Source organism: Phaeobacter sp. JH204B, assembly GCF_048055755.1.
Classification (GTDB): domain Bacteria; phylum Pseudomonadota; class Alphaproteobacteria; order Rhodobacterales; family Rhodobacteraceae; genus Phaeobacter; species Phaeobacter bryozoorum.
The window spans coordinates 180,247-201,691 of sequence record NZ_JAYMXF010000007.1 but is presented as its reverse complement, the minus strand read 5'-3'; the positions used below and the strand labels follow the sequence as shown (position 1 = coordinate 201,691).

The following is a 21,445-nucleotide window of genomic DNA, read 5'->3' as shown; positions in this document are numbered from 1 at the left end:
CAGGCCTCAGAATGGCAGGATCACGTCCAGCACCTGCTGGCCGTAACGCGGTTGTTGGACATCAGTGATCTGGCCGCGGCCACCATATGAGACCCGCGCGGACGCGATCTTGTCGTAGGTGATCTCATTTTGACGGCTGATATCGTCGGGGCGGACATAACCGGTCACCAGCAATTCGCGCATCTCAAAGTTGACGCGCAGCTCCTGCGTACCGTTGATGGAGAGAACACCGTTCGGCAGGACATCGACCACAGTCGCGGCAACCCGCAGTTCCAGTTTCTCGCTCCGTTTCACGGACCCTTTGCCACCCGAGCTGCTGCTGCTGCCGATATCGACGGCATCAGCCATCGTGGCACCGTCCGGCAATTTCCGGTCAATCCGCTGCGGCAAGCCCAGCAGCTGCGGCAGCGCCAGGCTCTCGGACCCGGAGCGGGACCGTTTGGTGTCGTTTGAAATTTCGGCCTCTTCGTCAATCTCGATGACGACCGTCAGGATATCGCCCCGTTTGGTTGCCCGCCGATCCCCAAGCAGCGACTGACGCGAGCCGCTCCAGAGCGAGGCCTGGTCGACCGGACGCTGTGTCTGGGTATCGACCGGCAGCCCCTGAAACAGCATGGCGACATGCTCGGGCGATTCATTTGCCGGGCTGAACGTGGGAGGCTTGCCAACATGGTCGAGCCGTCCGCAGGCGCTGAGCATGATCACACCAGCAAGGGCGGATTTTGCCAAATAAATTCTATTTTTCATCAGTTTACCTCAACTGTTCCATCTGCGGCGATCCGCCCGCTGATGGTTGTGCGTGACGACAAATTCATAACACGTATGGCCTCTCCATCTGCGCCACGGCCAAGCGAGCGGCCCTCGGCGAGGATGGTAAGTCCACCACGTTTGAAACGAATGGTGACCAGATCATTGCGGTCGACGATGGCCGGAGGGCCGACATCACCGGGACGCATCGGCCGCCCCGCATAGAGTGCCACGCGCGCCTCCTGCCCGATCACGAGAGCAGGATCTGAGATCGCGCCCAGCACCTCGGCCTGTTTCAGAACCAGATCCTCGGCCGTCACGATTTCCTTGGCGCGGATGGTGCGCACGGGGACCAGTATATCGGCCCAGACAGGCTGGGCGCAGAGCAGCATCATAATGGCGAGGATCGGTTTCATCAGCGGACCTGTGTGGTTGCGCCCATCATCTGATCGACGGCAGAGATGACCTTGGCATTCATTTCATAGCCGCGCTGCGCTTCGATCAGCTCGGTGACCTCGCGCACGGCATCGACGGAACTGGCCTCTAGGTAGCCCTGGCGCAGAGTACCAAGACCATTCTCGCCGGGCGTCGCCACGCTGGCTGCGCCGGAGGCTTCGGTTTCGACAAAGAGGTTGCTGCCCAGCGCTTCGAGACCCTTGGGATTGGAGAAGCCGGCAAGTGTCAGCTGTCCCATCAACTGGCCTTCGGCGGCCTCGTCGAAATAGGCGTAGACCTCGCCCTCGGCATTGATCGACACATTGCGTGCATCGGTCGGGATGGTGATATCCGGCGACACGGTGAACCCGTCGGAGGTGACAATCAACCCTTCGGCCGACCGTTTGAGCGCGCCATCACGGGTGTAGGCGGATTGGCCGGACGGCAGGGTAACCTCCAGATAGCCCTTCCCGTCAATTGCGACGTCCAGATCGTTGCCGGTCTGGGTCAGGGCACCCTGGGCCAGGTGAATGGAAATCGCCGAGGCACGCACACCAAGACCGACCTGCACACCGGTTGGCAGCACGGTTCCATCAGAGGCATTTACCGTGCCGGCCCGCGTCACCTGCTGATAGTGCAGGTCCGCAAACTCCGCACGCCGTGCGTTGTAACCAGTGGTATTCATATTGGCGAGGTTGTTCGAAATCGTCTCTACACGCAGTTGCTGCGCGGTCATTCCGGTTGCGGCGATCTTGAGGGCGCGCATGGGGGTACTCCTACGACTTAGTCAGGTTTTTGATGGCGTTGCGGACACGTTCGTGTTCGGTCTCAAGAAAGCTCTGGCCCATTTCATAGGCACGCTGAATCTCGACCATGCGGGCCAGCTGAGAGATGGCATTGACGTTGGAGCCTTCGAGAAAGCCCTGAAGCACGCGCGCTTCTCCGGCCACTTCGATTTCTCCATCAACACGGAACATGACCCCGTCTTCACGGACCATCTGGTAATTCTCTTCCGGCTTGAAAATGCCGATCTGTCCAAGGGCGCGACCGTCCGCGCTCAGCGTGCCATCGGCGCCGAATTTGATCGACTTGGCATCCCCCGGAATGAAGACCGGCGCCCGGCCCGCATCCAGAACCCGATGGCCATCCATAGTGACGAGATCGCCTTCGGCGTTGGTTGAAAACGCCCCCGACCGGGTCAGGCGCTCACCCATCGGAGTTTCGACCATGAAGTAACCGTCGCCTTCAATAGCGAGATCGAGGTCACCGCCGGATTGGGTCAGCGCCCCCTGTGCCATGGAGGTGTTACGGATGTTGGCCCGCCCCATCGACAGGGATTCCTGGCCGGGGGCAGACTGGATGAACTCCGAGAAGATCAAGCCTTCGGCCCGGTAGCCGGTGGTGGCGGAATTGGCGATATTGTTTGCCACAACACGCATTTCGCGCATCAGACCGGATTGGCGGGACAAGGTGGTGTAACCGGTGTCTCCCATTACAGACCTCCTGAAATCAGCGGCACAACGTGCCCATCAAAAAAGGCGACCAGGGTTTGCGTCATGAACCCCATGGTCATCCAGAAAACGACAAGAATGGCGGTAAGCTTCGGGACAAAGGTCAGGGTCATTTCCTGCACCGATGTCAGAGCCTGAAACAGGCCGATCGCGAGGCCGACGACCAGCGCGACCAGCAGAACCGGCGTCGACATCATGACCGCAGCCCAGAGAGCCTGGCGCAGAGTGTCGTAGAAAAGCCCTTCGCTCATCATCGGCTTACACCGGCATCCGCAGGATTTCCTGATAGGCTTCGACGACCTTGTTGCGCACGGTCACTGCGGTTTCCACGGCAAGCTCCGTCTGTGCCAGTGCCTGTACCAGGGCATGCGGATCGCCGTTGCCGGTCATGGCGGTGACCGAGACCTGCTCGCTTTGTTGGAGCGTGCCGGCAAATTCCTCAAAGCTGGCCTTGATCCGGGCTTCGGCGCTTGTTGGCGCGTGCTCGGGGTCAACTTTGGTTGCGGGACGCGCTGCGGCATAGCCGTTTGTGGCGGAAAGACTGCGAATATCCATTCTGGATCTCCAAGTATGTCAGTGTGTTTCAGAAAATTTCGATGTTATCTGCGCAGCAGTTCCATCAGCGAGGACGACATCTGCCGCCCCTGTTCGAACATCTTGAGGTTGGCCTCGTAGCTGCGCTGAGCTTCACGGGCGTCGGCAATCTCGATCATCAGATCGACGTTGGACCCTTCGTAATGACCGCTGTCGTCAGCCAGCGGATGCGAGGGATCGAAGATCTGCTCCAGGTCTGACCGGTCCAGACGCACCGGACCAACTTCGACCTTCTCGACATCCGTGCGCAGATCGCGCACCGCTTCGAACGGGACGGTCTTCCGGCGATAACCGGGCGTGTCCGCATTGGAAATATTCTCCGACACGTGGCGCAGACGGCTTGCCTGTGCCTTCAGTGCGCTTGCGGAAACGGAAAGGGACTTGGAAAATTCGCTCATGATCTAACCTCCTCAGTTCCGGCCAAGGCTGCTGCGCAAAACGTTCATCGACGATTTGTATATCGCCAAAGCACGATCATGCTGCCGCTTCACCTCGACCCCTTTCAGGATTTCGGTTTCGATCGAGACGGAATTATCGTTGGGGTCAGTGCTGTTGTTGGTCTGGGTCACAGCCCAGTCCATCCCATTGCCTGAGGCACCGTTCAGATGGTTGGAGCGGCTGGCGATCATGTCGCCGGGGCGCGAACCCTGAGCGTATACCTCTTTGAAAGGCTTGATATCCTTGGCATGGTAGCCTGGCGTGTCGGCATTGGCGATGTTCTGTGACACCAATGCCTGGCGCTTCCCTGCATGGGTCGCCATTGAGTAGGCAATCTTAAAGACGTTCAGTTCTTTAAACACCGGGGCTTCTCCCTCGATCAATTTCAATCAAGGCTTAACCCCAATTCCTTTAGAAATTGTTTTCAGGAACAGTTGGAGACACCAGAACATGATCTCAGCCATCAACGCATTGACTCAGGATTTGGCGAACAAAAGACTGTCTTCGGCGGTGGGTCGGGTGTCGGAAATATCAGGTGGTGCAATCACGGTATCGGGGTTGAACGGCCAGGCACGTATCGGTGACCGCCTGATTCTGCGCAGAGCCGGAAGCGACCCGTTGCAGGGCGAAGTCATGAGGATTTCTGGCAGTGAAGTCAGCATGTTACCTGATACAGCGCCAGATCGCGTGGCGATTGGCGATGCTGTACTTCTGCATCCGACGCCGGATTTTGCTCCCTCTGACAGCTGGATCGGCCGGGTGATTGATCCCTTTGGTGCAGCATTGGACGGACGTCCTCTCATGCGCGGCGAAGCCACGCGGGACCTGATGGCTTCGCCGCCCAAAGCCGCCTCACGTCGCCCGATGGGAGAACGACTCGCCACTGGGCTGGCGGTGTTCAATACGATTCTGCCGATTGTAAAAGGTCAGCGTATCGGACTTTTTGCTGGATCCGGCGTGGGGAAATCCACGCTGCTGTCAACATTGGCGCAGAATATGGAAGCTGATGTGGTTGTTATTGCGCTCATTGGCGAGCGCGGACGCGAGGTCAACCACTTCGTCAAGGACGTGCTGGGTGCCGAGGGGATGAAGCGTGCGGTGGTCGTCGCGGCCACATCGGATCAGTCGGCACTGGTTCGCCGTCGCTGCGCCTGGTCGGCTATGGCGGTTGCTGAACACTTTCGCGACCAGGGGAAAAATGTCTTGTTCCTGGCAGATTCGGTGACCCGGTTTGCCGAGGCACATAGAGAAATTGCCGTTTCATCCGGCGAGGCTCCGGCACTGCGTGGATACCCGCCTTCGGTCACTCCGCTGATCACCGGCCTCTGCGAACGAGCCGGTCCCGGGAACGAGAATCAGGGGGATATCACAGCTATTTTCAGTGTTCTGGTTGCAGGCTCCGATATGGATGAGCCGATTGCCGATATTCTGCGAGGCGTCCTTGATGGTCACATCGTGCTCAACCGCGAAATCGCGGAGCGGGGGCGGTTTCCGGCTGTCGACGTTTCGCGTTCCGTATCCCGTAGCCTGCCCGCCGCTGCATCGCCTGACGAGAATGCAGCAATTCTGGATGTTCGCAAATACCTGGGCGCCTATGAGCAATCCGAAGTTATGATTCGCGCAGGCCTTTACTCCGAGGGCAACGATGTCACGCTTGATCAGGCCGTAAAGCTCTGGCCTGAGTTGGATTCCTTTTTCGGTAGAGCAGACCCGGAAGGGATACAGAGCAGTTTCAACCGCTTGATGCTGATGATGCGACGCGCCGTGGCGATCCGATAGGGCAATCTTGTACCCCGGTTTCTATCGACGGACGCCAGCAGCACATCCGCATAGTCAAGACGACGTCCTGCGAGCAGATGCAGATTGTGAGCAGACTGACATATGGAGAGGTTTGTGATCCGCACAGGCCGCGCAGGGTTCTGACGGGACGGAGCAGCAGCTTCTCCAGCTGGTTGAAAACTGCGCCAATGCCTCATGTCAGGGATATCGAACCTGCTTCAGACGCCGCGCACGGTCCAGAACAGGGCGCATAGCTATCCTGTGTGCACGCGCTCCAACCAGAGATCTATCCAAGGCGAAGTGATCAGCATCACAGCAATCTGTCGCAGATCAAAGGCCGCCGACATCTGCCATATCGATCAAGCATTTGGTAAAATGCGCCCCGCCGCTACAGATAAGAATGGCGACATTGAGGTGGTCTGGGCGGGCCGCTGCACCACGCAAGTGATCTCATTGATGCTGATGCCGTTAGATGCTGCGTCTGCCAATCGATCCGAGGGACGAGCAATTCGCTCTGAGCCAGCGGATCTGATTGGGATGTCCGCCGTTTGACTGGGGTGTCTGCCGTTATCACCATATGTACATGAGGCGAGGCAGAATATTCGAACTCAAGCTCTGTGTGAGACGCCTGCTTTGACGCCCACACCTGGATTGTGCTTCACAGGCCCAAGGCGGCCTGATCATTCTCTGTGATGACAATTCCAGCCGACGATGCCGTTTCCGGCATAATCGGCTGAGAACTCATGATGGGCGCACTGCCATCAACCGGTCTTCGCGTGGCAAGAGGGTGCGCAACGCTTTCAAGCACCGGTAATGGTTGTCGGAGAGAACCGCATCAGTGGCCTCTGCCAGCGAGGCGCGACTGTCCGGATCGGTAAAGACCTGGCTCAGCTCTTCAATCCGGCGCAACATCTGCAAGCGATCTTCCTCGCCGTCAACATCGCCAGACAGGACCAGCTGCGCGGCGTAGCAGACGCGACGTACCGGCGTGTTGGCTTCTTCTGGGTGGATGGCATCGCGCAGGCGCAGGATGTTTGCATCAGGAGTTACGATCGACAACCGGCTGCGCCGATCCCCGTTTTCAATTACTGCACCATTCACCAATACCCGCTCTTTCGGGGCAAGTTTCAGGACCAATCCGCTCATATTCAGGACGCTCCGCTGCGAAGGCCACGCATAATGGCCGTGTTGATTTCCACCAGCAGCCGCACGTCCGCTTTACGGGCCAAGACTTTACTGGTGTGTTGATGGGTAAATTCCCCAAGCGAGAGCAACTGAGCTTTCAGTTCATCCGGGAGTGGGTTCCCTGGACTTGCAACTTCGATTGAAAAGATCGACCAGAGTTTACGGTTGTCGGTGAGCGCTGCGGCAAGTTCGGTAAACCCAGGCTTACCTTTCTGTGCGGCCGCAACCATGCGACGTGTTACTCGGGCAATGACTTCATATTCGAGGTTCTTTGCAGTTCGGGTCGGGGCCTTCGCCGCCGAATAGGCGCTCTTCGCCTTTAGAAGGGCATTCACGTGTTATCCTAACATGTAATCTACAGATTCTCTGCGATAGGGGATCTGGGGCGCGCAACAGCGCCCCAGATCAAGCTGTCATTAACGGAACAGCTGCATCAGGGTCTGTGGCGCCTGGTTTGCAATCGACAATGATTGCACCGCCAGCTGCTGCTGGGTTTGCAGCGCCTTCAGCCTTGCAGAGGATTCCTCCATATTTGTGTCGGTCATGGTGCTGACGCCCATTGTCAGGGAGTCGGACAGTTTCGACACAAACATGCCCTGGTCGGACAGACGGTTGGAGTCCGCACCCAGCTGAGCTGCCGCATCAATTGCGTTGCCCAGCATGGTTTCGATCTCGGTCAGAGCAGTAGACGCGGTGGCAACGTCGGTGATGCTGGTGATACCCGCTGTGCTGATGTTTGCTGCCGAGTCGATCGAGGTCACAGTGATTGTATCTGCGGCCGGATCCAGTCCACCCAGAACAGTCAGTGCAGTGGTGACCGTATCATCGAGCAGGTTCGCGCCGTTGAATTCAGCAGAGTCGATGATCGACTCGATCTGCGCCGCCTTCTTGGCAATGCTGTCCTGAATCTTAGCATGGTCAACGTTTTCCGAGTTCGCGGAAACCGCCAGCTGCCGCATCTCGGTCAGAGTTTCAACGATCTGCTCCGCGCCGGACAGAGCAACAGCAACAGTTGCCTCACCAACGCCCAGGGATTCCTGAACCGACTTATAGGCGGCGATGTCGGAGTCCATGGTTTTGGAGATCGCCCAAACGGCCGCGTTGTCTTTGGCCGAACCGATACGTTTACCGGTCGAAATCTGGCTCTGCGTTTCGTCAAGGCTGTTGTTCACGGACTGCAGGGTCTGCAGTGCAACCATTGCGCCGTTGTTAGTCAGAATGCTGGACATAGCATGTATTCCTTTGATTAGAGGCGTTTTGACCTCTGGTTTCCCTGCCCCGAAGGGCGCTCTCTGACGTCTTTCTGACTATGCGTTCCGCCGTCCGGCTTCCGCGCCACCCTCTTTGGAAGGTGCAAAGTGACATTGGCCTACTATGTGCTAAAGGAGTGCTAATGCCGGAAATTCCATTGCTAGAATTTTCCCTAAATTGGGCTGGTTATGCCCGTTTTTCCAAGCTGGGTGTGCCCCCGGTCGCAAAGCGGGTTTTCCGCCCCGACTGATCATAGACATCCAGCCCCTTGCGCACACGACGCAGTTCGGCCATCCGGGCAGCCACCGCCCGAATACCTTCCATCGCGCTATCAAGCAGTACCTGATTGCGCGAAACCTTGCCCTGGACATGCTCTAGAGCCTCGCGCTCCAGATCGGCTGTCATATTCAGCGTCGTGATGATTGCCTCTTTTTTTGCAAGCAGCGGCTCCAGCGCCTGCAGATTGCCACTGACCAATGCCGCGCGTTCGGCATCAAGCAGGGAATCGAGTTCCTCAATCAGTTGTTGCGGTGTCTGATCAGTCATTGGTCTGTGCCTCTTTCAATGCGTGATAAAGTGATTCTGCCAGGCCGATACCGCCTGCTTTGGAGATCTGCTCCGCCTGTGCGCGCACAAGAAAACTGGAAAACTGATCTTCGCCCGCGCCGCCGCCCATGGTTTCGCGGCTTTCGCCAAGGCCTGCGGATTTCAACATTTCTGTAAGAAAGGTCGCCTCAAGTTCCTGAGCTGCTTTGCGCAGCGGGTCTTGTGGCGGTTTGATCACTTGGGGACGCTGTAGCGCCGGTAGTTGAGCAATCTGTTCCATGATGTACCTCATTCTGAGACGTCGAAATTGCTTCGATTTTTTCTATTTTGGCGGATGATCGGTTAAAATTGCCGTAACCGATTGGCGTTAAGGTGCATGGATCGAGATAGAATGTCTGGAAGCCAATGTTTATCAACGCACTTACGACTCCCACCTCTGGTGGAGCGCAGGGATCGGAGAAGATCCAGCAAGGCGAATCGGCAAAATCGCGTAAAGGCGCAAGCTTTGACGCGGTTATGGCAGAGACTGCAAAATCTTCGGATAGCGCAGAAACCGCGGTGACCGAGGTTGAGGAACTCGCAGAACAGCAGACCTCAGCGTCCGGCGCTTCGGAAAAAGCGAATCAAACCGTACAGGATGGTGACGCAGAGGCGCCCATCGGCGGAGCCCGGCAAGATACGTCGAGCGAAGAACAGATTTCTGAAGACCCCAAAATCGTGATGGTTCAGCCGGAAACGACAGCTGAACAGCATGAGGTGCCCAGCGCGAATCCTGCGCCAGTGGCGATCGGCCAGAGCGGCAGTCAGACCGATGGATCATCTGATCCCGATGCCGAAAGCGGAAAGCAGGCGATGCAATCCGAGAGAACGGTTGACGGCGCGTCGGATGATCAGGCTGCTAACCTTAAAGCAGCCTCGGATGCTGCAAAAACTGCCGGATCCGCTGCGATGATCCAACAATCTGAAGCCGGGGAACAGGCGGTGGGTGATCCCCGCAACGGAGGGCTTCAAGGGGCGCAGTCTGAAACAGCCAGCACGCCGGAACGCGCCGCGGCAGAGGCTAATCAAAAGCTTGCGCTGAAGGGCGATCCGACGAGCGCCGAAGCCAAGGCGGATCGACAATTGACCGGTGATCACCGCACAGCGACGCCCGAGGTGCCTGGCACCGGTGCAGGATTGAACCGCCAGCCTGCAGGCACTGATGCCCTTGCGCAGTCCACAGCACGTACTCAGGCGGAGCAAAAAACCGCACAGTCGCTGGCTGCAACTGCACCGCAGTCTGAAGCGGCAAAGGAGGTGGTTAAACCCTCTTCGGCGCAGCAGACCCAGCCCGTCGAGCAACAGCGGACGGCAACACCGATCCCGGTAGAGGCAGCACCGCCGCCCGTACGAGAGAAATTTGAAGCCCGGCGCGGCGCGTCTGACCAGATACAGCAGAACACAGCCGCTCAGACCGCTGGACATATCCCGCAGGGCACCTATTCGACGGCCCGCTTCGGCCTTGGTGCCGGGGCCCTGACTGCCGCGATGCCTAGCGCCAACGCCACTTCGGCGCTAGCGCTTGATTCGCTGACCTCAGCAGAGGCCGGAGGGGCCAAGGTCACAGGCGGCAGCACAGGAATGGAACTACCAGGCCTGGCGCAATTGCTGACCGAGGCAACCGTGAGCCCGGGAACCGTTCACAAGCCGGAAACCCCTCGTCTGATTGCGAATCAGATGGCCGAAGCCCTCGCGATGAAAGGGGATCGCAACGTTGACGTTGCTCTAAATCCCAAGGAGCTGGGGCATGTGAATATGCGTGTTTCAGTCACGGATACCGGCGTCAGCGTCATGATCCAGACCGAACGCGCCGAAACCGGCGATCTGATGCGCCGCCATATCAACGAACTGGCGGATGAATTCCGGCGCATGGGATTTGAGGATATCTCGTTCCAGTTCTCAGGCGGTGAGACCTCCAATCAGGGCGGTGGCCATGACGCCTCCCATACCCCAGCGGGTCGATCCGCAGGGCGTGGCGAGGAAGAGATGGCCGATCTCCCCGTAGAACCGATGACACAATCACTCAACCTCGGTGAGGTTGGGCTTGATATGAGGATGTAAGACGATGACAACTGTATCGGGTGCTGCGGCACCGCAACAGCAACAGGCAGCGACCGCCGCGCCGGAACCGAAAAAAGCCACCGGAATTGCCTCTGACTTTGAGACGTTTCTGAAGATGCTCACGGCGCAGGCGCGATATCAGGACCCTTTGGAACCCATTGATTCGACAGAGTACTCTGCGCAGCTGGCACAGTTTTCCATGGTCGAGCAGCAGGTTCAGGGCAATGAGGTTCTGGAAGGTATCCAGGCCCAATTGGGTCTCGCCAATATGGCAGCTATGTCGGGCTGGGTCGGTATGGAAACCCGGTCTGCGGCGCCTGCCTATTTTGACGGGACCAATCCTGTCACCGTGTCGCCCAATCCAGCCAAGATCGCGGACACTGTTCACCTGGTGGTCAAGGATGATAGCGGAAAGGAAGTTCAGCGGATCAGCCTACCGGTCACTGCCGAGCCGTATCAGTGGCAGGGTATTGACGATGACGGGTACGCGTTTGATGCTGGCAGCTATAGTTTCACGCTGGAAAGCCAGAAAAACGGTGAAATCGTTCTCTCCGATACTGCTGAGACCTATACAAGGGTGAAAGAAACTCAGATGCGGGGCAACGAAGTGGCCTTGATCCTTGAGGGCGGCTCGGCGATTTTGGCGTCATCGGTGACAGCATTGCGTGAACCTACGGCACCTGCAGTCTGACGCATAATGGCACCGAAGACCTGGACTGTGTGGTAACACAGACCATAGCGACGGAGCCTGACCTGCAACACCATCGGACACAGTTCGAAACACGTTTTCTTGCGCATCTCGCTGGCCTCGGCCTGAGCGACGCTGCGCCATGTCCGCTGCTGGGCGGTCGCTCCAACCGGGTCTGGCGGTTGGGCGGTATTGTTGTGAAGCTCTATGGCAGAGGCAATGCCAACCCGCTGTTTGCCAATGATCCCTCACGCGAGCAGGCAGCACTCAGCGCGCTTTACCGCACTGGCATGGTGCCGTCTCCGCTGGCCGCGGGTCAGTTCGAAGGGCGCGACTGGCTGGCCTATCAACACTCGCCCGGGGTGACCTGGTCATCCGGTACCACCCATGTGGCAGAACTACTGGGACGTCTGCACACACAGCCTGTCATTCCAGATCTACCAAACGGCATATCCGGCAGCGCAGAGATTGCCGCCCAGACCCGCACCATTCTGGGCCATTGTCGCATGGGCAATGACCTGTTGCGGATTGAACCCACGAGACCTGTCGCACCGCTTGGCGTCCATAGACTCATCCACGGGGATCCGGTTCCTGGCAACATAGTGACCTGCGATGGGCAGCTGACATTGATCGACTGGCAATGCCCACAGATCGGGGATCCGGCAGAGGACGTCGCGCTATTCCTGTCTCCGGCAATGCAGCAGGTCTATCGCGGTGCACCGTTATCTGCAGTTGAGGAGGCGGCATTCCTGGCGGCCTACCCTGATCCGCAGGTCGTGGCGCGCTACCTGGAGCTGAAATCCTGGTTCCACTGGCGTATGGTGGCCTATTGCCGGTGGCGCGACGAACGCGACGGTGAGGCGGACAGCCGCGCCTATCGGCTGGAACGGGCAGCTCTGGACGCGTGCCTCGCAGCCGCCTGAGGGGCTTTGCGGGAGCCATTTCGCAACAACACCGTCAATCCCAAATTCATTGTTTCCAAATAGCTTACATGGCATATTGTGCGGAATGTCGCTGGCGGTGATGCGGTCGGGTTGACGACAGTCCGACACGGCACCTTTGCAACCGGGGATGGAAGCAGTCTTGAGCCTTTGGGAGTCTTATCGCATGCGGCTGCGGCGGAAACGCCGGATCCTGCGTGCCATGCGCAAGTCCCGCGAATTGTCAGCGGTTCAGGATCAGACCGATCAGATCCGGCCCGGTGACATACTGCTGGTGACAACCCTGCGCAATGAACAGATCCGGCTGCCATATTTCCTCGATTACTATCGCAAACTGGGCGTCAATCATTTCCTCGTCGTAGACAATGGATCGGTCGACGGCACGCGCGAATATCTGCAAGGCCAGCCCGATGTCTCGGTCTGGCACACAGTGGCCAGTTACAAGCGTGCCGGTTTCGGCATTGATTGGATGAACCATCTGAAACGTCGCTACGCCCATGGTCACTGGGTGCTGGTCGTCGACCCGGATGAGCTGTTCATATACCCGTTCTGCGACAGTCGTCCGCTACGGGCACTGACCGACTGGCTCGACAATTCTGCGATCCGTAGTTTCTCGGCCATGCTGATTGACGTCTATCCAAAAGGGAAACTGGATGCCGTTCCCTATCGCGCCGGACAGGATCCGCTCGAAATCGCCAATTGGTTCGACAGCGGCAACTACTCGATCAAGCGCAATCCGATCTATGGCAACCTGTGGATCCAGGGAGGGCCGCGGGCGCGTGTGTTTTTTGCCGATCAACCAAAGAAAGCACCGGCGCTGAACAAGATCCCGCTGGTGAAATGGGATCGCCGCTATACCTATGTCAGCTCGACCCATGCCTTGCTGCCACGCGGCCTCAATCAGGTCTATGAAACGGATGGTGGTGAAAAGGCCAGCGGCGCCTTGCTGCACACAAAATTCCTCCACACGTTTGTGACCAAGGCCGAGGAAGAGATGCTGCGTGAACAGCATTATGCGGGATCGGCCGAATACAAAGCCTACGCCAAGGCCGTAGAGGATCAGCCAGAACTCTGGTGCAAGTGGAGCGAGAAATACATCAACTGGCGCCAGCTGGAGATCCTTGGCCTGATGTCCAAGGGCAACTGGGCATGAGCACGGTTGGCATCGTCTTGCTGGTCCATACGGCACTGGACCGGGCCGAACAGGTCGCGCGCCATTGGGTCGCAGGCGGGTGCCCCGTTGTTCTGCACGTTGATAAGAAGGTCCCTCAGGCAACATTTTCTGCCTTCAAGGCCGCATTTGCAGGTGATCCAATGGTGCGGTTTTCGCCGCGGCATCGCTGCGAATGGGGGACCTGGGGCATCGTCGCAGCCTCTCAATCCGCATCCGGGCTGATGCTGGCAAAATATCCCTCGGTGCGGCATGTGTTTCTTGCTTCGGGGTCCTGCCTGCCGCTGCGCCCGGTGTCTGACCTGGTGGACTATCTTGCCGCCCGGCCCCGCACCGACTTCATCGAAAGCGCGACCACTGCCGATGTGCCATGGATTGTCGGCGGGCTAGATGTGGAACGGTTCACGCTGCGCTTTCCCTTCTCGTGGAAGAAACGCCGATACCTTTTTGACAAATATGTCTCGCTTCAGCGCAAGCTGGGCATCAAGCGCAGGATCCCCGACGGGCTGGTGCCTCATATGGGCAGTCAGTGGTGGTGCCTGACGCGGCAGACACTCTCAGCGATTCTGGAAGACCCAGACCGGCCGCGCTACGACCGGTATTTTCGCAAGGTCTGGATCCCGGATGAGAGCTATTACCAAACCCTCGTTCGGCTCTATTCCAGCAATATCGAAAGCCGGTCACTGACCCTGTCCAAGTTCGATTTTCAGGGCAAGCCGCATAATTTCTACGACGACCATCTGCAACTGCTGCGTCGGTCCGACTGCTTTGTCGCGCGGAAAATCTGGCCTCATGCGGATCGGCTCTATTCGACGTTTCTGGGCGATCAGCCGGATCTGATGAAAACCTCGGAACCCAATCCGGGCAAGATAGACCGGATTTTCTCCAAGGCGGTTGAGCGGCGCACCCGCGGTCGTCCCGGCCTTTATATGCAAAGCCGCCTTCCGGCCAACGGGCTGGAGAATGGCATCACCTGCAACCCCTACTCGATGTTTCAGGGTTTTGCAGAGCTGTTCGAAAATTTTGAGGAGTGGTTGACCCAGGTCACCGGCGCAAAGGTTCATGGGCATCTTTTTGCCCCCGAGCGGGTGGAATTTGCTGACCGCCAGACGCTGATGAACGGCGGTCTGAGCGACAGTGCCAAGCTACGGGATTATCATCCCAAGGGGTTTCTGACCAATCTGATCTGGAACACCCGTGGTGAACGGCAATGTTTCCAGTTTGGACCGCAGGACAATCAGAGTATCAATTGGCTGGTAGCGCGCGACCCTAATGCACAGGTTTCGGTGATTTCCGGTGCCTGGGCGGTGCCCCTGTTCCGGTCCAACAGGAATTTCTCCGACCTGCGACGTGAAGCGGCACGATTGCAGCAGATCGAGGCAAAACACATCGAAATTCTCCGCTCCAAATACGTAAAGGCGCGTGTCCGGATCTGGTCGATGGCCGAATTTGTCGAATCTCCGATGGAGCCCCTACAGACCATTCTGGATGAATTCGGTGCACAGGCGCAGCGCCATCTGACGACGGCGCCAACGATGGTGGATCTGGCGGGATTTGGTCAGTTTCTGCAAAATCTGAAGAACCAGGGGATGCACCCTTATCTGATGGGCGATTTCCCGGCGGAACAGGGGCCGTTGAACATGCCGAAGACGCCGCGCAAACCCTATTTGGTGCAATAGCGAACCATGACCCAAGACTTTGACTACTTTGTTGTGTTTGCGGAGATGCGGACCGGGTCCAATTTTCTCGAAGCCAATCTGAACGCGCTTGAGGGCGTCACCTGTCACGGCGAGGCCTTTAACCCCTATTTTATCGGCTATCCCAACCGCGAGACGACGCTGGGCTGGACACAAGCACAGCGCGACAGTGACGTTCTGGGATTTCTGTCGCAGATCCGCGACGCCGAGGGCGCGTTAAACGGTTTTCGCTACTTCCACGACCATGACCCGCGCGTTCTGGACGCGCTGCTTGACGATCCACGTTGTGCCAAAATCATCCTGACTCGGAACCCGGCAGACAGCTATGTCTCGCATAAGATCGCGCGCAGTACCGGCCAGTGGAAATTGACAAACGTGAAACGCCGCAAGGACGGGCTGGCGACGGTCGATGCGGAGGAATTTGCCCATCACGTTGCCGAGCTGCAGGGTTTTCAGCTTACATTGCTGAACCGGCTGCAAAGGTCTGGCCAGACAGCCTTTTATCTGGCCTATGAGGATCTTCAGGATCTGGAGGTGATCAACGGACTGGCAAAGTGGCTGGGTGTCGATGCCCGGCTGGCGCAGCTTGACGATAGTCTCAAACCGCAAAACCCCGCTGCGCTGGAAGAGAAGGTCGCCAATCCTTCGGAGCTTGACCGCGCGATGGCGCGGCTGGATCGTTTCAACCTCTCTCGGACCCCGAATTTCGAACCTCGGCGCGGCCCGGCAGTGCCTGATTACATCGCGGGGCAGCAGCTGCCGCTATTGTATCTGCCGATCAGCGGTGGTCCGACGGATGTCATACGCAGCTGGATGGCCGGGCAGGAACCAGACGGCGATGGCGCCTTGATTGAGGGGATGAACCAAAAGCAGCTGCGGCAATGGAAGCGCGGCCATCCCGGGTTCCGCAGCCTCACCGTTCTGCGTCATCCGGCGGCCCGGCTGCATCATGTCTTTTGCACGCGCATTCTCGGGTCAGAGACAGGAACATTGCGCCAGATCCGTAATCTGCTGCGCAAACAGTTCAAGGTTCCGCTGCCCAAGGACCCTGCACATGGATCCTATACCCGCGAACAGCATCGAACGGCTTTTGCAGGTTTTGTCGAGGTGATTGGTGCCAATCTTTCAGGGCAGACCGGGTTTCGCACCGATGCCTGCTGGGCCACTCAGGCGCAGACAATTGCGGGGTTTTCAGCTGTACAATCGCCAGATCTGATCCTACGCGAAGAGGATCTGGCCACGACTTTGCCTGATCTTGCCCGGTGGCTTGGCCAATCCAAAGCCAGCGCCCCGGACGCACCCGGGGTCGACCAGCCGTTTAGTCTTCAGGATATTTATGACGACACGCTTGAGGCGCAGATCGCAACTGTCTACCAGCGCGATTACATATTGTTCGGATTTGACGCCTGGGCGCGCTGACACGCCCGCCCGCGCGTGTGCTACGTCAGGCCGCCTGAACCGACTGATCCTCGGTCAGGATGGTATGAAGCGTCGCCGGGTCAGGGTTGGCCCGCAGCTTGGTGCAAAAGCTCTGTTCACGAAGCGTGCGCGATACCAGTGCCAGCGCTTTGAGATGTTCAACACCGGCATCCTCCGGTGCAAAGAGCGCGAAGGCGATATCAATCGGCTGGCGATCCACCGCACCAAATTCCAGCGGTGTCTCCAGCAGCAGGAATACACTGACAACCTTGTCCAGACCATCAAGGCGCGCGTGTGGCAGGGCAACACCGTGCCCCACACCGGTGGGGCCAAGGCTTTCGCGATCCAGCAAAGCCTCGACCGTTGGTTGCGCGGGGAGCCCGTAGGCGAGTTGAGCAACATCTGCAATTTCTTGAAACAGACGCTTCTTGCTGGATGCAGCGCCAAAGACACGTACGGCCTCAGGCTTCAGGATGTTAGAGATCTGCATACTTCAATAGCTCCGCTCAACTCACGTAAAACGCCGTGACAGGTTACGGATCGATCCACCCGATATTCCCGTCTTCACGACGATAGACGACGTTCAGGCCGTCCTTGCCTTCTTTGCGAAACACCAGAACCGGGGCGCCTGCCAGTTCCATTTGCATCACGGCCTCACCAACCGAAAGGGATGGAATTTGCGTTTCCATCTCGGCGACGATGATAGGCTGCAATGATTCTGGTTCAGACTCGGTGCCGGCGTCTTCAGAGGCGAGGATATAAGAGCTTGCGCCGAAGAGTTCAACCGGCTCGCTCCGATCACGGTGATGGTCCTTCAGACGACGCTTGTAGCGACGCAGCTGCTTCTCCATCTTTTCGCAGCAATCCTCAAATGCGGCATAGATTTCAGTGGCATGCGCTTTTGCTTGCGCGGTCAGACCAGTGGACAGGTGCACGGTCGTTTCACAAACATATTCATGCGCAGACCGCGAGAAGACGACATTGGCGTCCGTCGGGCGTTCAGCATATTTCGCGACCGCCACGCCAAGCTCCGATTGCACATGGGACTGCAACGCTTCGCCAATGTCGATCTGTTTTCCGCTGATTTGGTAACGCATGTGATCTCCTTCACAAATAGACCCTCAAAACCCAACTCGGGCCAAGCCCGGCTGCTCTCGCTTCAGTTCTGAAAGTGGGATTTAGGCAAGACAGTCGATTGCATTCGTCTGGGCCTTGTTAACAAGGCTGGAGCGAGGACAGCATCGGACTGCGGGTTTGCCATGAGTCAATTCGATGACAACCAGGCGAGAGAGTCAATGCAAATCGGCGTCAAACGGTTACCCATTTATGAGTAGGCGGCGGGTTTCCACCTGTTCTCAAATGGTTGACGACGCGCTGCTGTCAACGGCGTGCGGCAAGGCGCAGACCGGGCATGTCACTGTGCAGCTGGACCGTGTCCGTAGGGATCAAGAGATCCGAAAATTGTCCCCGAGATAGACGCGGCGCACATTTTCGTTTTCGACCACTTCGGACGGTGTGCCGGACATCAGCACCTTGCCATCATGCAGGATATAGGCGCGGTCCACGATCTCCAGTGTTTCGCGGACATTGTGGTCGGTGATCAGCACGCCGATACCGCGTTTTTTCAGATCACCAACCAGATGGCGAATATCCCCGACCGAGATCGGGTCGACCCCGGCAAAAGGTTCATCAAGAAGCAGATATTTCGGATCCGCAGCCAGACAGCGGGCGATTTCGACGCGGCGACGCTCACCACCAGACAGCGCCAGCGCCGGCGCCCGGCGCAGATGCTCAATCGAGAAGTCAGACAGCAGTTCTTCCAGACGCTCGCGGCGTTTGTGGGCGTGTTTCACCGCAATATCGAGCACGGAGGAGATATTATCTTCCACCGACAGGCCGCGAAAGATCGACATTTCCTGCGGCAGGTAGCCAATGCCCATGCGCGCGCGACGGTACATCGGCAGCGTGGTTGCATTCTGCCCATCGATGGTAACCGAGCCAGCCTCAGGGAATACCAGACCAGCAATCGCGTAGAAGCTGGTGGTTTTACCTGAGCCGTTCGGCCCAAGCAGTGCAACGACCTCGCCCCGGTCCAATGACATGGAGACGTCGCGGATGACGACCTTCTTGCTGTAGGATTTACGCAGCTTTTCGATGCGCAGACCTGAGCTGCCGTCGGTGACTTTCAATGCGGGCGCGGCCATCAGTCGCCGCCGCCGTTCAGAATGGTTTTCACCCGGCCAGACAGGCTGGCGGTGCCGGTAGTCAGATTCACAACAAGGCGATTGGACGTCAGCGTCCCGGTGGACTGACTGAGCAATACATTGCCCGTCATCACCACGGTTCCGGAGTCGATGGTGTATTCGGCTTTCTCCGCCTCTGCCGCGTCGGGACCGTTTACAAGAATGACATTGCCGGTGGCTTCCAGCCGTTCGACGCCTGTTTTGCCAGTTTCATCCTGCTTGTAGATCACCAGAACGTTGTCGGCCGACAATCGCATAACACCCTGAACGATCACAACGTCGCCGACAAACCGAGCTGACCCGTCAGCCTGATTCACGTCCAATGTCTCTGCGGTGACTTCCACCGGTTGCGACGGATCAGCCTTGATCGAGCCGAATGCGATGGACGCGGACTGCGCCGACACCCCCGTTGAGAACAGGGCGACCGGCAGGCAGAACATCAATACACGCAGATACAACACAGGTTATCTTTCTGATTGTTGCGGGTCATATAGCAGCTTGACCCCTTTGTTGAAAACCATATGTACCGGCCCGCCCTCGGTTTTTGTGTCGATCTGCATGGCGCCTGCGGTGAGATCGCCCATCGCACCACTGGCCTGAACGGGTCCTGGGCTGTCCGCCTGCACACCATTGAGAGCGGCGTTTAATTCCTGCGTGATGACCCGCAAACCGTCGCTCGACAGGATTTCAACATCGCCGCGAAAGTTTGCCATATTCTTATCCGGGCGCAAGGCGCCTGTGTCCGAACTCAGCAGGAAGCGGCCGCCACTGGTCATCCTGATCTCGGCTTCGAGGTTCACTGCGGTTGCTGGCGCGTCTGGGCCACCCGGGCGAGCCAGGGCGGCGGTTACCATGATTTCATCACCCTGCGCGGTGGTTCCCGAAAAGAACGGCGCGGTGATCTGCTGTCCGCGGGTGCGATCCTTAAGATCTTCTTGGGCGAAGGGGATCACCGCATCTGTTTCGACGCCGCGTGAAATCAGGAACATGGTCGACATCAGCGCCAGGGCCATCAGCGGCAGCAAGACCTTCAGATAGGCCACAAGGCGGGAATAGCCATCCATGGTTCGCCGCGTCCCCCCTCAGCCAAGCCCGACGCGCAGGCAATCGTGGATATGCAGCAGTCCGACGGCCTTTGCCGTCTCTGCATCGGGATCGACGACAAACAGGCAGGTAATCTTGCGGTCATTCATGATTGCGACGGCTTCTTCCGCAAGCGAGCCGGGAGCAATGGTGGTCGGGTTGTGAGTCATGACATCGGCGGCGGATTTTTCCAGCAGCCCGTCCATATGCCGCCGCAAATCGCCATCGGTTATGATGCCCTGCAGCACACCGCCCGCATCAGTGACACCAGCAACGCCAAATCCTTTCTGGCTGATTTCGATCAGCGCGTCGGGCATTGGGGTTTCGGTGCTGACCAGCGGCAAGGCCGCCCCGTCGTGCATCAGGTCGTCAACCTTCGACAGTCGTGCGCCCAGCTTGCCACCGGGGTGGAAGGCGCGGAAATTTTCGGGTCGGAAATCCCTGTGCTTCATCAGGGCGATGGCCAGCGCATCGCCCATCGCCAGAGTGAGCGTCGTCGAAATCGAGGGCACCATGCCAAAACCGCAGGCCTCGCCCATGGCGGGGATTTGCAGATGCACATCGGCCTCTTTCATCAGGGTGCTGTCCATCCGGCTGGACAGTCCGATCAGCGGGATGCCAAAGCGACGCGTGAACGAAAGCAGATTTGCCAGCTCAGGCGCTTCACCAGAGTTGGAAATCGCCAGCACCACATCACCTTTGGACAGCATGCCGAGGTCGCCGTGGCTGGCTTCGGCGGGGTGGACGAAATAAGCGGGCGTCCCGGTAGATGCCAGGGTCGCGGCGATCTTGTGCCCGATATGACCGGATTTACCGATACCGCTGACGATGATCCGCCCTTCGGCCTGAAGCACGAGGTCTACGGCCTCGGCAAAACGTTCATCCAGACTGTCCGCCAGCGCATCCAGAGCACGGGCTTCGTCGGTGATCACCTGTCGCGCGGTGGCGAGAAATGTCTCTGCGCTGCTCATGAGTGTGCAAAGATATCGGTTTCGGGCCAGCCGGCGAGATCCAGCTTGGCACGCATCGGCAGAAAATCGAAACAGGCCTGCGCCATTTCGCTGCGACCTTCCCGATCCAGACGCTTGTCCAGCGCCGCGCGCAGCCGGTGCAGATACAGGACATCGGACGCGGCATAGTCGAGCTGCGCATCGGTCAGTTGCGGCGCCCCCCAATCGCTCATCTGCTGTTGCTTGGAAATATCGACACCGATCAGGTCCTGAGTCAGGTTCTTCAACCCGTGGCGATCCGTGTAAGTGCGGACCAGGCGGCTGGCAATCTTTGTGCAATACACCGGTGCCGCCAGCGCTCCAAACGCGTGATACATGGCCGCAATATCAAAGCGGCCGAAATGGAACAGTTTCAGCACGTTGGGATCCTTGAGCATCCGGCAGAGATTGGGGGCTTCGGACTGCCCCTTGGAGACCTGCACGATATGCGCATTGCCGTCACCGCCTGACATCTGAATAACGCAAAGCCGGTCCCGATGCGGGTTGAGACCCATCGTCTCGCAGTCGATCGCAACGACTGGCCCGAGATCAAGCCCGTCGGGCAGGTCGTTCTGGTAAAGGTGATTGGCCAAGAGACGCGATCCTTTGTCTGACAGGTACAACGGGT

27 protein-coding genes are annotated in these 21,445 nt (G+C 58.2%); 7 read left to right on the top strand and 20 right to left on the bottom strand.

Annotated features, from left to right (window positions below; all coding sequences use genetic code 11):
- Positions 1–6: 6 nt before the first annotated feature.
- Genes flgH through VXL81_RS03180 form a run of 8 tightly spaced genes read right to left on the bottom strand, consistent with a single transcriptional unit; the run spans position 7 to position 4,087 of the window.
- Positions 7–747: a flagellar basal body L-ring protein FlgH gene (flgH, locus tag VXL81_RS03215; protein ID WP_340547055.1), complete on the bottom strand. Its 741-nt coding sequence runs from the start codon at positions 745–747 to the stop codon at positions 7–9.
- The gene (gene flgA / locus VXL81_RS03210; protein ID WP_340547056.1) at positions 747–1,163 is read right to left on the bottom strand and encodes a flagellar basal body P-ring formation chaperone FlgA; all 417 of its coding nucleotides are present in this window, start codon (positions 1,161–1,163) and stop codon (positions 747–749) included. Before flgA ends, flgH begins: the two co-directional genes overlap by 1 nt.
- On the bottom strand, positions 1,163–1,948 hold the full coding sequence (flgG, locus tag VXL81_RS03205) for a flagellar basal-body rod protein FlgG (RefSeq protein WP_340547057.1): 786 nt from the start codon (positions 1,946–1,948) through the stop codon (positions 1,163–1,165). Before flgG ends, flgA begins: the two co-directional genes overlap by 1 nt.
- Before the next feature lie 10 nt (positions 1,949–1,958).
- Entirely contained in the window at positions 1,959–2,675 is a 717-nt protein-coding gene (locus tag VXL81_RS03200; RefSeq protein WP_340547058.1) for a flagellar hook-basal body complex protein, read from the bottom strand.
- On the bottom strand, positions 2,675–2,947 hold the full coding sequence (locus VXL81_RS03195; protein ID WP_340547059.1) for a flagellar biosynthetic protein FliQ: 273 nt from the start codon (positions 2,945–2,947) through the stop codon (positions 2,675–2,677). The genes VXL81_RS03200 and VXL81_RS03195 overlap by 1 nt, the downstream gene beginning before the upstream one ends.
- A gap of 4 nt (positions 2,948–2,951) precedes the next feature.
- Complete coding sequence (gene fliE / locus VXL81_RS03190) at positions 2,952–3,248, bottom strand: flagellar hook-basal body complex protein FliE (RefSeq protein WP_340547060.1); 297 nt, start codon at positions 3,246–3,248, stop codon at positions 2,952–2,954.
- A gap of 44 nt (positions 3,249–3,292) precedes the next feature.
- Complete coding sequence (flgC, locus tag VXL81_RS03185) at positions 3,293–3,685, bottom strand: flagellar basal body rod protein FlgC (protein ID WP_340547061.1); 393 nt, start codon at positions 3,683–3,685, stop codon at positions 3,293–3,295.
- A 12-nt stretch (positions 3,686–3,697) separates the two neighbouring features.
- Entirely contained in the window at positions 3,698–4,087 is a 390-nt protein-coding gene (locus VXL81_RS03180; protein WP_340547062.1) for a FlgB family protein, read from the bottom strand.
- Positions 4,088–4,175: 88 nt separating this feature from the next.
- Here VXL81_RS03180 and VXL81_RS03175 point away from each other — a divergent pair, with 88 nt between their 5' ends.
- Positions 4,176–5,504, top strand: coding sequence for a FliI/YscN family ATPase (locus tag VXL81_RS03175; protein ID WP_416538493.1), 1,329 nt, complete (start codon positions 4,176–4,178; stop codon positions 5,502–5,504).
- Positions 5,505–6,245: 741 nt separating this feature from the next.
- On the opposite strand, the gene flbT is transcribed toward VXL81_RS03175, so the two are convergent.
- The 5 genes from flbT to VXL81_RS03150 form a co-directional block, all read right to left on the bottom strand.
- A complete protein-coding gene (flbT, locus tag VXL81_RS03170) occupies positions 6,246–6,650 on the bottom strand; it encodes a flagellar biosynthesis repressor FlbT (protein WP_014876468.1) in 405 nt (134 codons plus the stop codon).
- A 2-nt stretch (positions 6,651–6,652) separates the two neighbouring features.
- Positions 6,653–7,024 carry a flagellar biosynthesis regulator FlaF gene (gene flaF, locus VXL81_RS03165; RefSeq protein ID WP_340547064.1) on the bottom strand — a complete coding sequence of 124 codons (372 nt, stop codon included), beginning with the start codon at positions 7,022–7,024 and terminating at the stop codon, positions 6,653–6,655.
- Between the two features lie 81 nt (positions 7,025–7,105).
- Complete coding sequence (locus VXL81_RS03160) at positions 7,106–7,918, bottom strand: flagellin (protein ID WP_416534380.1); 813 nt, start codon at positions 7,916–7,918, stop codon at positions 7,106–7,108.
- 208 nt (positions 7,919–8,126) lie between these two features.
- A complete protein-coding gene (flgN, locus tag VXL81_RS03155) occupies positions 8,127–8,486 on the bottom strand; it encodes a flagellar export chaperone FlgN (RefSeq protein WP_340547066.1) in 360 nt (119 codons plus the stop codon).
- Complete coding sequence (locus VXL81_RS03150) at positions 8,479–8,766, bottom strand: rod-binding protein (RefSeq protein WP_416534379.1); 288 nt, start codon at positions 8,764–8,766, stop codon at positions 8,479–8,481. The genes flgN and VXL81_RS03150 overlap by 8 nt, the downstream gene beginning before the upstream one ends.
- A 236-nt stretch (positions 8,767–9,002) precedes the next feature.
- On the opposite strand from VXL81_RS03150, the gene VXL81_RS03145 reads away from it, so the two are divergent.
- From VXL81_RS03145 to VXL81_RS03120, 6 genes are all read left to right on the top strand, one after another.
- The gene (locus VXL81_RS03145; protein WP_416552910.1) at positions 9,003–10,586 is read left to right on the top strand and encodes a flagellar hook-length control protein FliK; all 1,584 of its coding nucleotides are present in this window, start codon (positions 9,003–9,005) and stop codon (positions 10,584–10,586) included.
- A 4-nt stretch (positions 10,587–10,590) separates the two neighbouring features.
- The gene (locus VXL81_RS03140; RefSeq protein WP_416552908.1) at positions 10,591–11,277 is read left to right on the top strand and encodes a flagellar hook capping FlgD N-terminal domain-containing protein; all 687 of its coding nucleotides are present in this window, start codon (positions 10,591–10,593) and stop codon (positions 11,275–11,277) included.
- Between the two features lie 29 nt (positions 11,278–11,306).
- Positions 11,307–12,197, top strand: coding sequence for a phosphotransferase family protein (locus VXL81_RS03135; protein WP_416552907.1), 891 nt, complete (start codon positions 11,307–11,309; stop codon positions 12,195–12,197).
- A gap of 184 nt (positions 12,198–12,381) precedes the next feature.
- The gene (locus VXL81_RS03130; RefSeq protein ID WP_416534503.1) at positions 12,382–13,368 is read left to right on the top strand and encodes a glycosyltransferase family 2 protein; all 987 of its coding nucleotides are present in this window, start codon (positions 12,382–12,384) and stop codon (positions 13,366–13,368) included.
- A complete protein-coding gene (locus VXL81_RS03125; protein WP_416552905.1) occupies positions 13,365–15,065 on the top strand; it encodes a beta-1,6-N-acetylglucosaminyltransferase in 1,701 nt (566 codons plus the stop codon). Before VXL81_RS03130 ends, VXL81_RS03125 begins: the two co-directional genes overlap by 4 nt.
- Positions 15,066–15,071: 6 nt before the next feature.
- Positions 15,072–16,502: a nodulation protein NodH gene (locus VXL81_RS03120; RefSeq protein WP_416552903.1), complete on the top strand. Its 1,431-nt coding sequence runs from the start codon at positions 15,072–15,074 to the stop codon at positions 16,500–16,502.
- A gap of 25 nt (positions 16,503–16,527) precedes the next feature.
- Here VXL81_RS03120 and VXL81_RS03115 read toward each other — a convergent pair whose 3' ends face one another.
- The 7 genes from VXL81_RS03115 to VXL81_RS03085 all read right to left on the bottom strand — a co-directional run bounded on the left by VXL81_RS03115 (position 16,528) and on the right by VXL81_RS03085 (position 21,410).
- A complete protein-coding gene (locus VXL81_RS03115; protein WP_340547073.1) occupies positions 16,528–16,992 on the bottom strand; it encodes a PTS sugar transporter subunit IIA in 465 nt (154 codons plus the stop codon).
- Between the two features lie 43 nt (positions 16,993–17,035).
- Positions 17,036–17,599 (bottom strand): ribosome hibernation-promoting factor, HPF/YfiA family, encoded by a 564-nt coding sequence (hpf, locus tag VXL81_RS03110; protein WP_340547074.1) that lies wholly within the window; start codon positions 17,597–17,599, stop codon positions 17,036–17,038.
- Between the two features lie 348 nt (positions 17,600–17,947).
- A complete protein-coding gene (lptB, locus tag VXL81_RS03105; RefSeq protein ID WP_416552901.1) occupies positions 17,948–18,706 on the bottom strand; it encodes an LPS export ABC transporter ATP-binding protein in 759 nt (252 codons plus the stop codon).
- Positions 18,706–19,185 carry an LptA/OstA family protein gene (locus VXL81_RS03100; RefSeq protein WP_416552944.1) on the bottom strand — a complete coding sequence of 160 codons (480 nt, stop codon included), beginning with the start codon at positions 19,183–19,185 and terminating at the stop codon, positions 18,706–18,708. Before VXL81_RS03100 ends, lptB begins: the two co-directional genes overlap by 1 nt.
- Positions 19,186–19,209: 24 nt before the next feature.
- Positions 19,210–19,809, bottom strand: a complete 600-nt coding sequence (lptC, locus tag VXL81_RS03095) for an LPS export ABC transporter periplasmic protein LptC (protein ID WP_340547076.1) — start codon at positions 19,807–19,809, stop codon at positions 19,210–19,212.
- A gap of 18 nt (positions 19,810–19,827) precedes the next feature.
- Positions 19,828–20,799, bottom strand: a complete 972-nt coding sequence (locus VXL81_RS03090; RefSeq protein WP_340547077.1) for a KpsF/GutQ family sugar-phosphate isomerase — start codon at positions 20,797–20,799, stop codon at positions 19,828–19,830.
- On the bottom strand, positions 20,796–21,410 hold the full coding sequence (locus VXL81_RS03085; RefSeq protein ID WP_416544142.1) for a ribonuclease D: 615 nt from the start codon (positions 21,408–21,410) through the stop codon (positions 20,796–20,798). The genes VXL81_RS03090 and VXL81_RS03085 overlap by 4 nt, the downstream gene beginning before the upstream one ends.
- Positions 21,411–21,445 lie beyond the last annotated feature (35 nt).

Excerpts from the sequence above, each read along its gene's own strand:
- flgH (WP_340547055.1), bottom strand. The coding sequence starts at position 747 with ATGAAAAATAGAATTTATTTGGCAAAATCCGCCCTTGCTGGTGTGATC.
- flgA (WP_340547056.1), bottom strand. The coding sequence starts at position 1,163 with ATGAAACCGATCCTCGCCATTATGATGCTGCTCTGCGCCCAGCCTGTC.
- flgG (WP_340547057.1), bottom strand. The coding sequence starts at position 1,948 with ATGCGCGCCCTCAAGATCGCCGCAACCGGAATGACCGCGCAGCAACTG.
- VXL81_RS03200 (WP_340547058.1), bottom strand. The coding sequence starts at position 2,675 with ATGGGAGACACCGGTTACACCACCTTGTCCCGCCAATCCGGTCTGATG.
- VXL81_RS03195 (WP_340547059.1), bottom strand. The coding sequence starts at position 2,947 with ATGATGAGCGAAGGGCTTTTCTACGACACTCTGCGCCAGGCTCTCTGG.
- fliE (WP_340547060.1), bottom strand. The coding sequence starts at position 3,248 with ATGGATATTCGCAGTCTTTCCGCCACAAACGGCTATGCCGCAGCGCGT.
- flgC (WP_340547061.1), bottom strand. The coding sequence starts at position 3,685 with ATGAGCGAATTTTCCAAGTCCCTTTCCGTTTCCGCAAGCGCACTGAAG.
- VXL81_RS03175 (WP_416538493.1), top strand. The coding sequence starts at position 4,176 with ATGATCTCAGCCATCAACGCATTGACTCAGGATTTGGCGAACAAAAGA.
- flbT (WP_014876468.1), bottom strand. The coding sequence starts at position 6,650 with ATGAGCGGATTGGTCCTGAAACTTGCCCCGAAAGAGCGGGTATTGGTG.
- VXL81_RS03160 (WP_416534380.1), bottom strand. The coding sequence starts at position 7,918 with ATGTCCAGCATTCTGACTAACAACGGCGCAATGGTTGCACTGCAGACC.
- flgN (WP_340547066.1), bottom strand. The coding sequence starts at position 8,486 with ATGACTGATCAGACACCGCAACAACTGATTGAGGAACTCGATTCCCTG.
- VXL81_RS03150 (WP_416534379.1), bottom strand. The coding sequence starts at position 8,766 with ATGGAACAGATTGCTCAACTACCGGCGCTACAGCGTCCCCAAGTGATC.
- VXL81_RS03145 (WP_416552910.1), top strand. The coding sequence starts at position 9,003 with ATGGCAGAGACTGCAAAATCTTCGGATAGCGCAGAAACCGCGGTGACC.
- VXL81_RS03140 (WP_416552908.1), top strand. The coding sequence starts at position 10,591 with ATGACAACTGTATCGGGTGCTGCGGCACCGCAACAGCAACAGGCAGCG.
- VXL81_RS03130 (WP_416534503.1), top strand. The coding sequence starts at position 12,382 with ATGCGGCTGCGGCGGAAACGCCGGATCCTGCGTGCCATGCGCAAGTCC.
- VXL81_RS03125 (WP_416552905.1), top strand. The coding sequence starts at position 13,365 with ATGAGCACGGTTGGCATCGTCTTGCTGGTCCATACGGCACTGGACCGG.
- VXL81_RS03120 (WP_416552903.1), top strand. The coding sequence starts at position 15,072 with ATGACCCAAGACTTTGACTACTTTGTTGTGTTTGCGGAGATGCGGACC.
- VXL81_RS03115 (WP_340547073.1), bottom strand. The coding sequence starts at position 16,992 with ATGCAGATCTCTAACATCCTGAAGCCTGAGGCCGTACGTGTCTTTGGC.
- hpf (WP_340547074.1), bottom strand. The coding sequence starts at position 17,599 with ATGCGTTACCAAATCAGCGGAAAACAGATCGACATTGGCGAAGCGTTG.
- lptB (WP_416552901.1), bottom strand. The coding sequence starts at position 18,706 with ATGGCCGCGCCCGCATTGAAAGTCACCGACGGCAGCTCAGGTCTGCGC.
- VXL81_RS03100 (WP_416552944.1), bottom strand. The coding sequence starts at position 19,185 with ATGTTCTGCCTGCCGGTCGCCCTGTTCTCAACGGGGGTGTCGGCGCAG.
- lptC (WP_340547076.1), bottom strand. The coding sequence starts at position 19,809 with ATGGATGGCTATTCCCGCCTTGTGGCCTATCTGAAGGTCTTGCTGCCG.
- VXL81_RS03090 (WP_340547077.1), bottom strand. The coding sequence starts at position 20,799 with ATGAGCAGCGCAGAGACATTTCTCGCCACCGCGCGACAGGTGATCACC.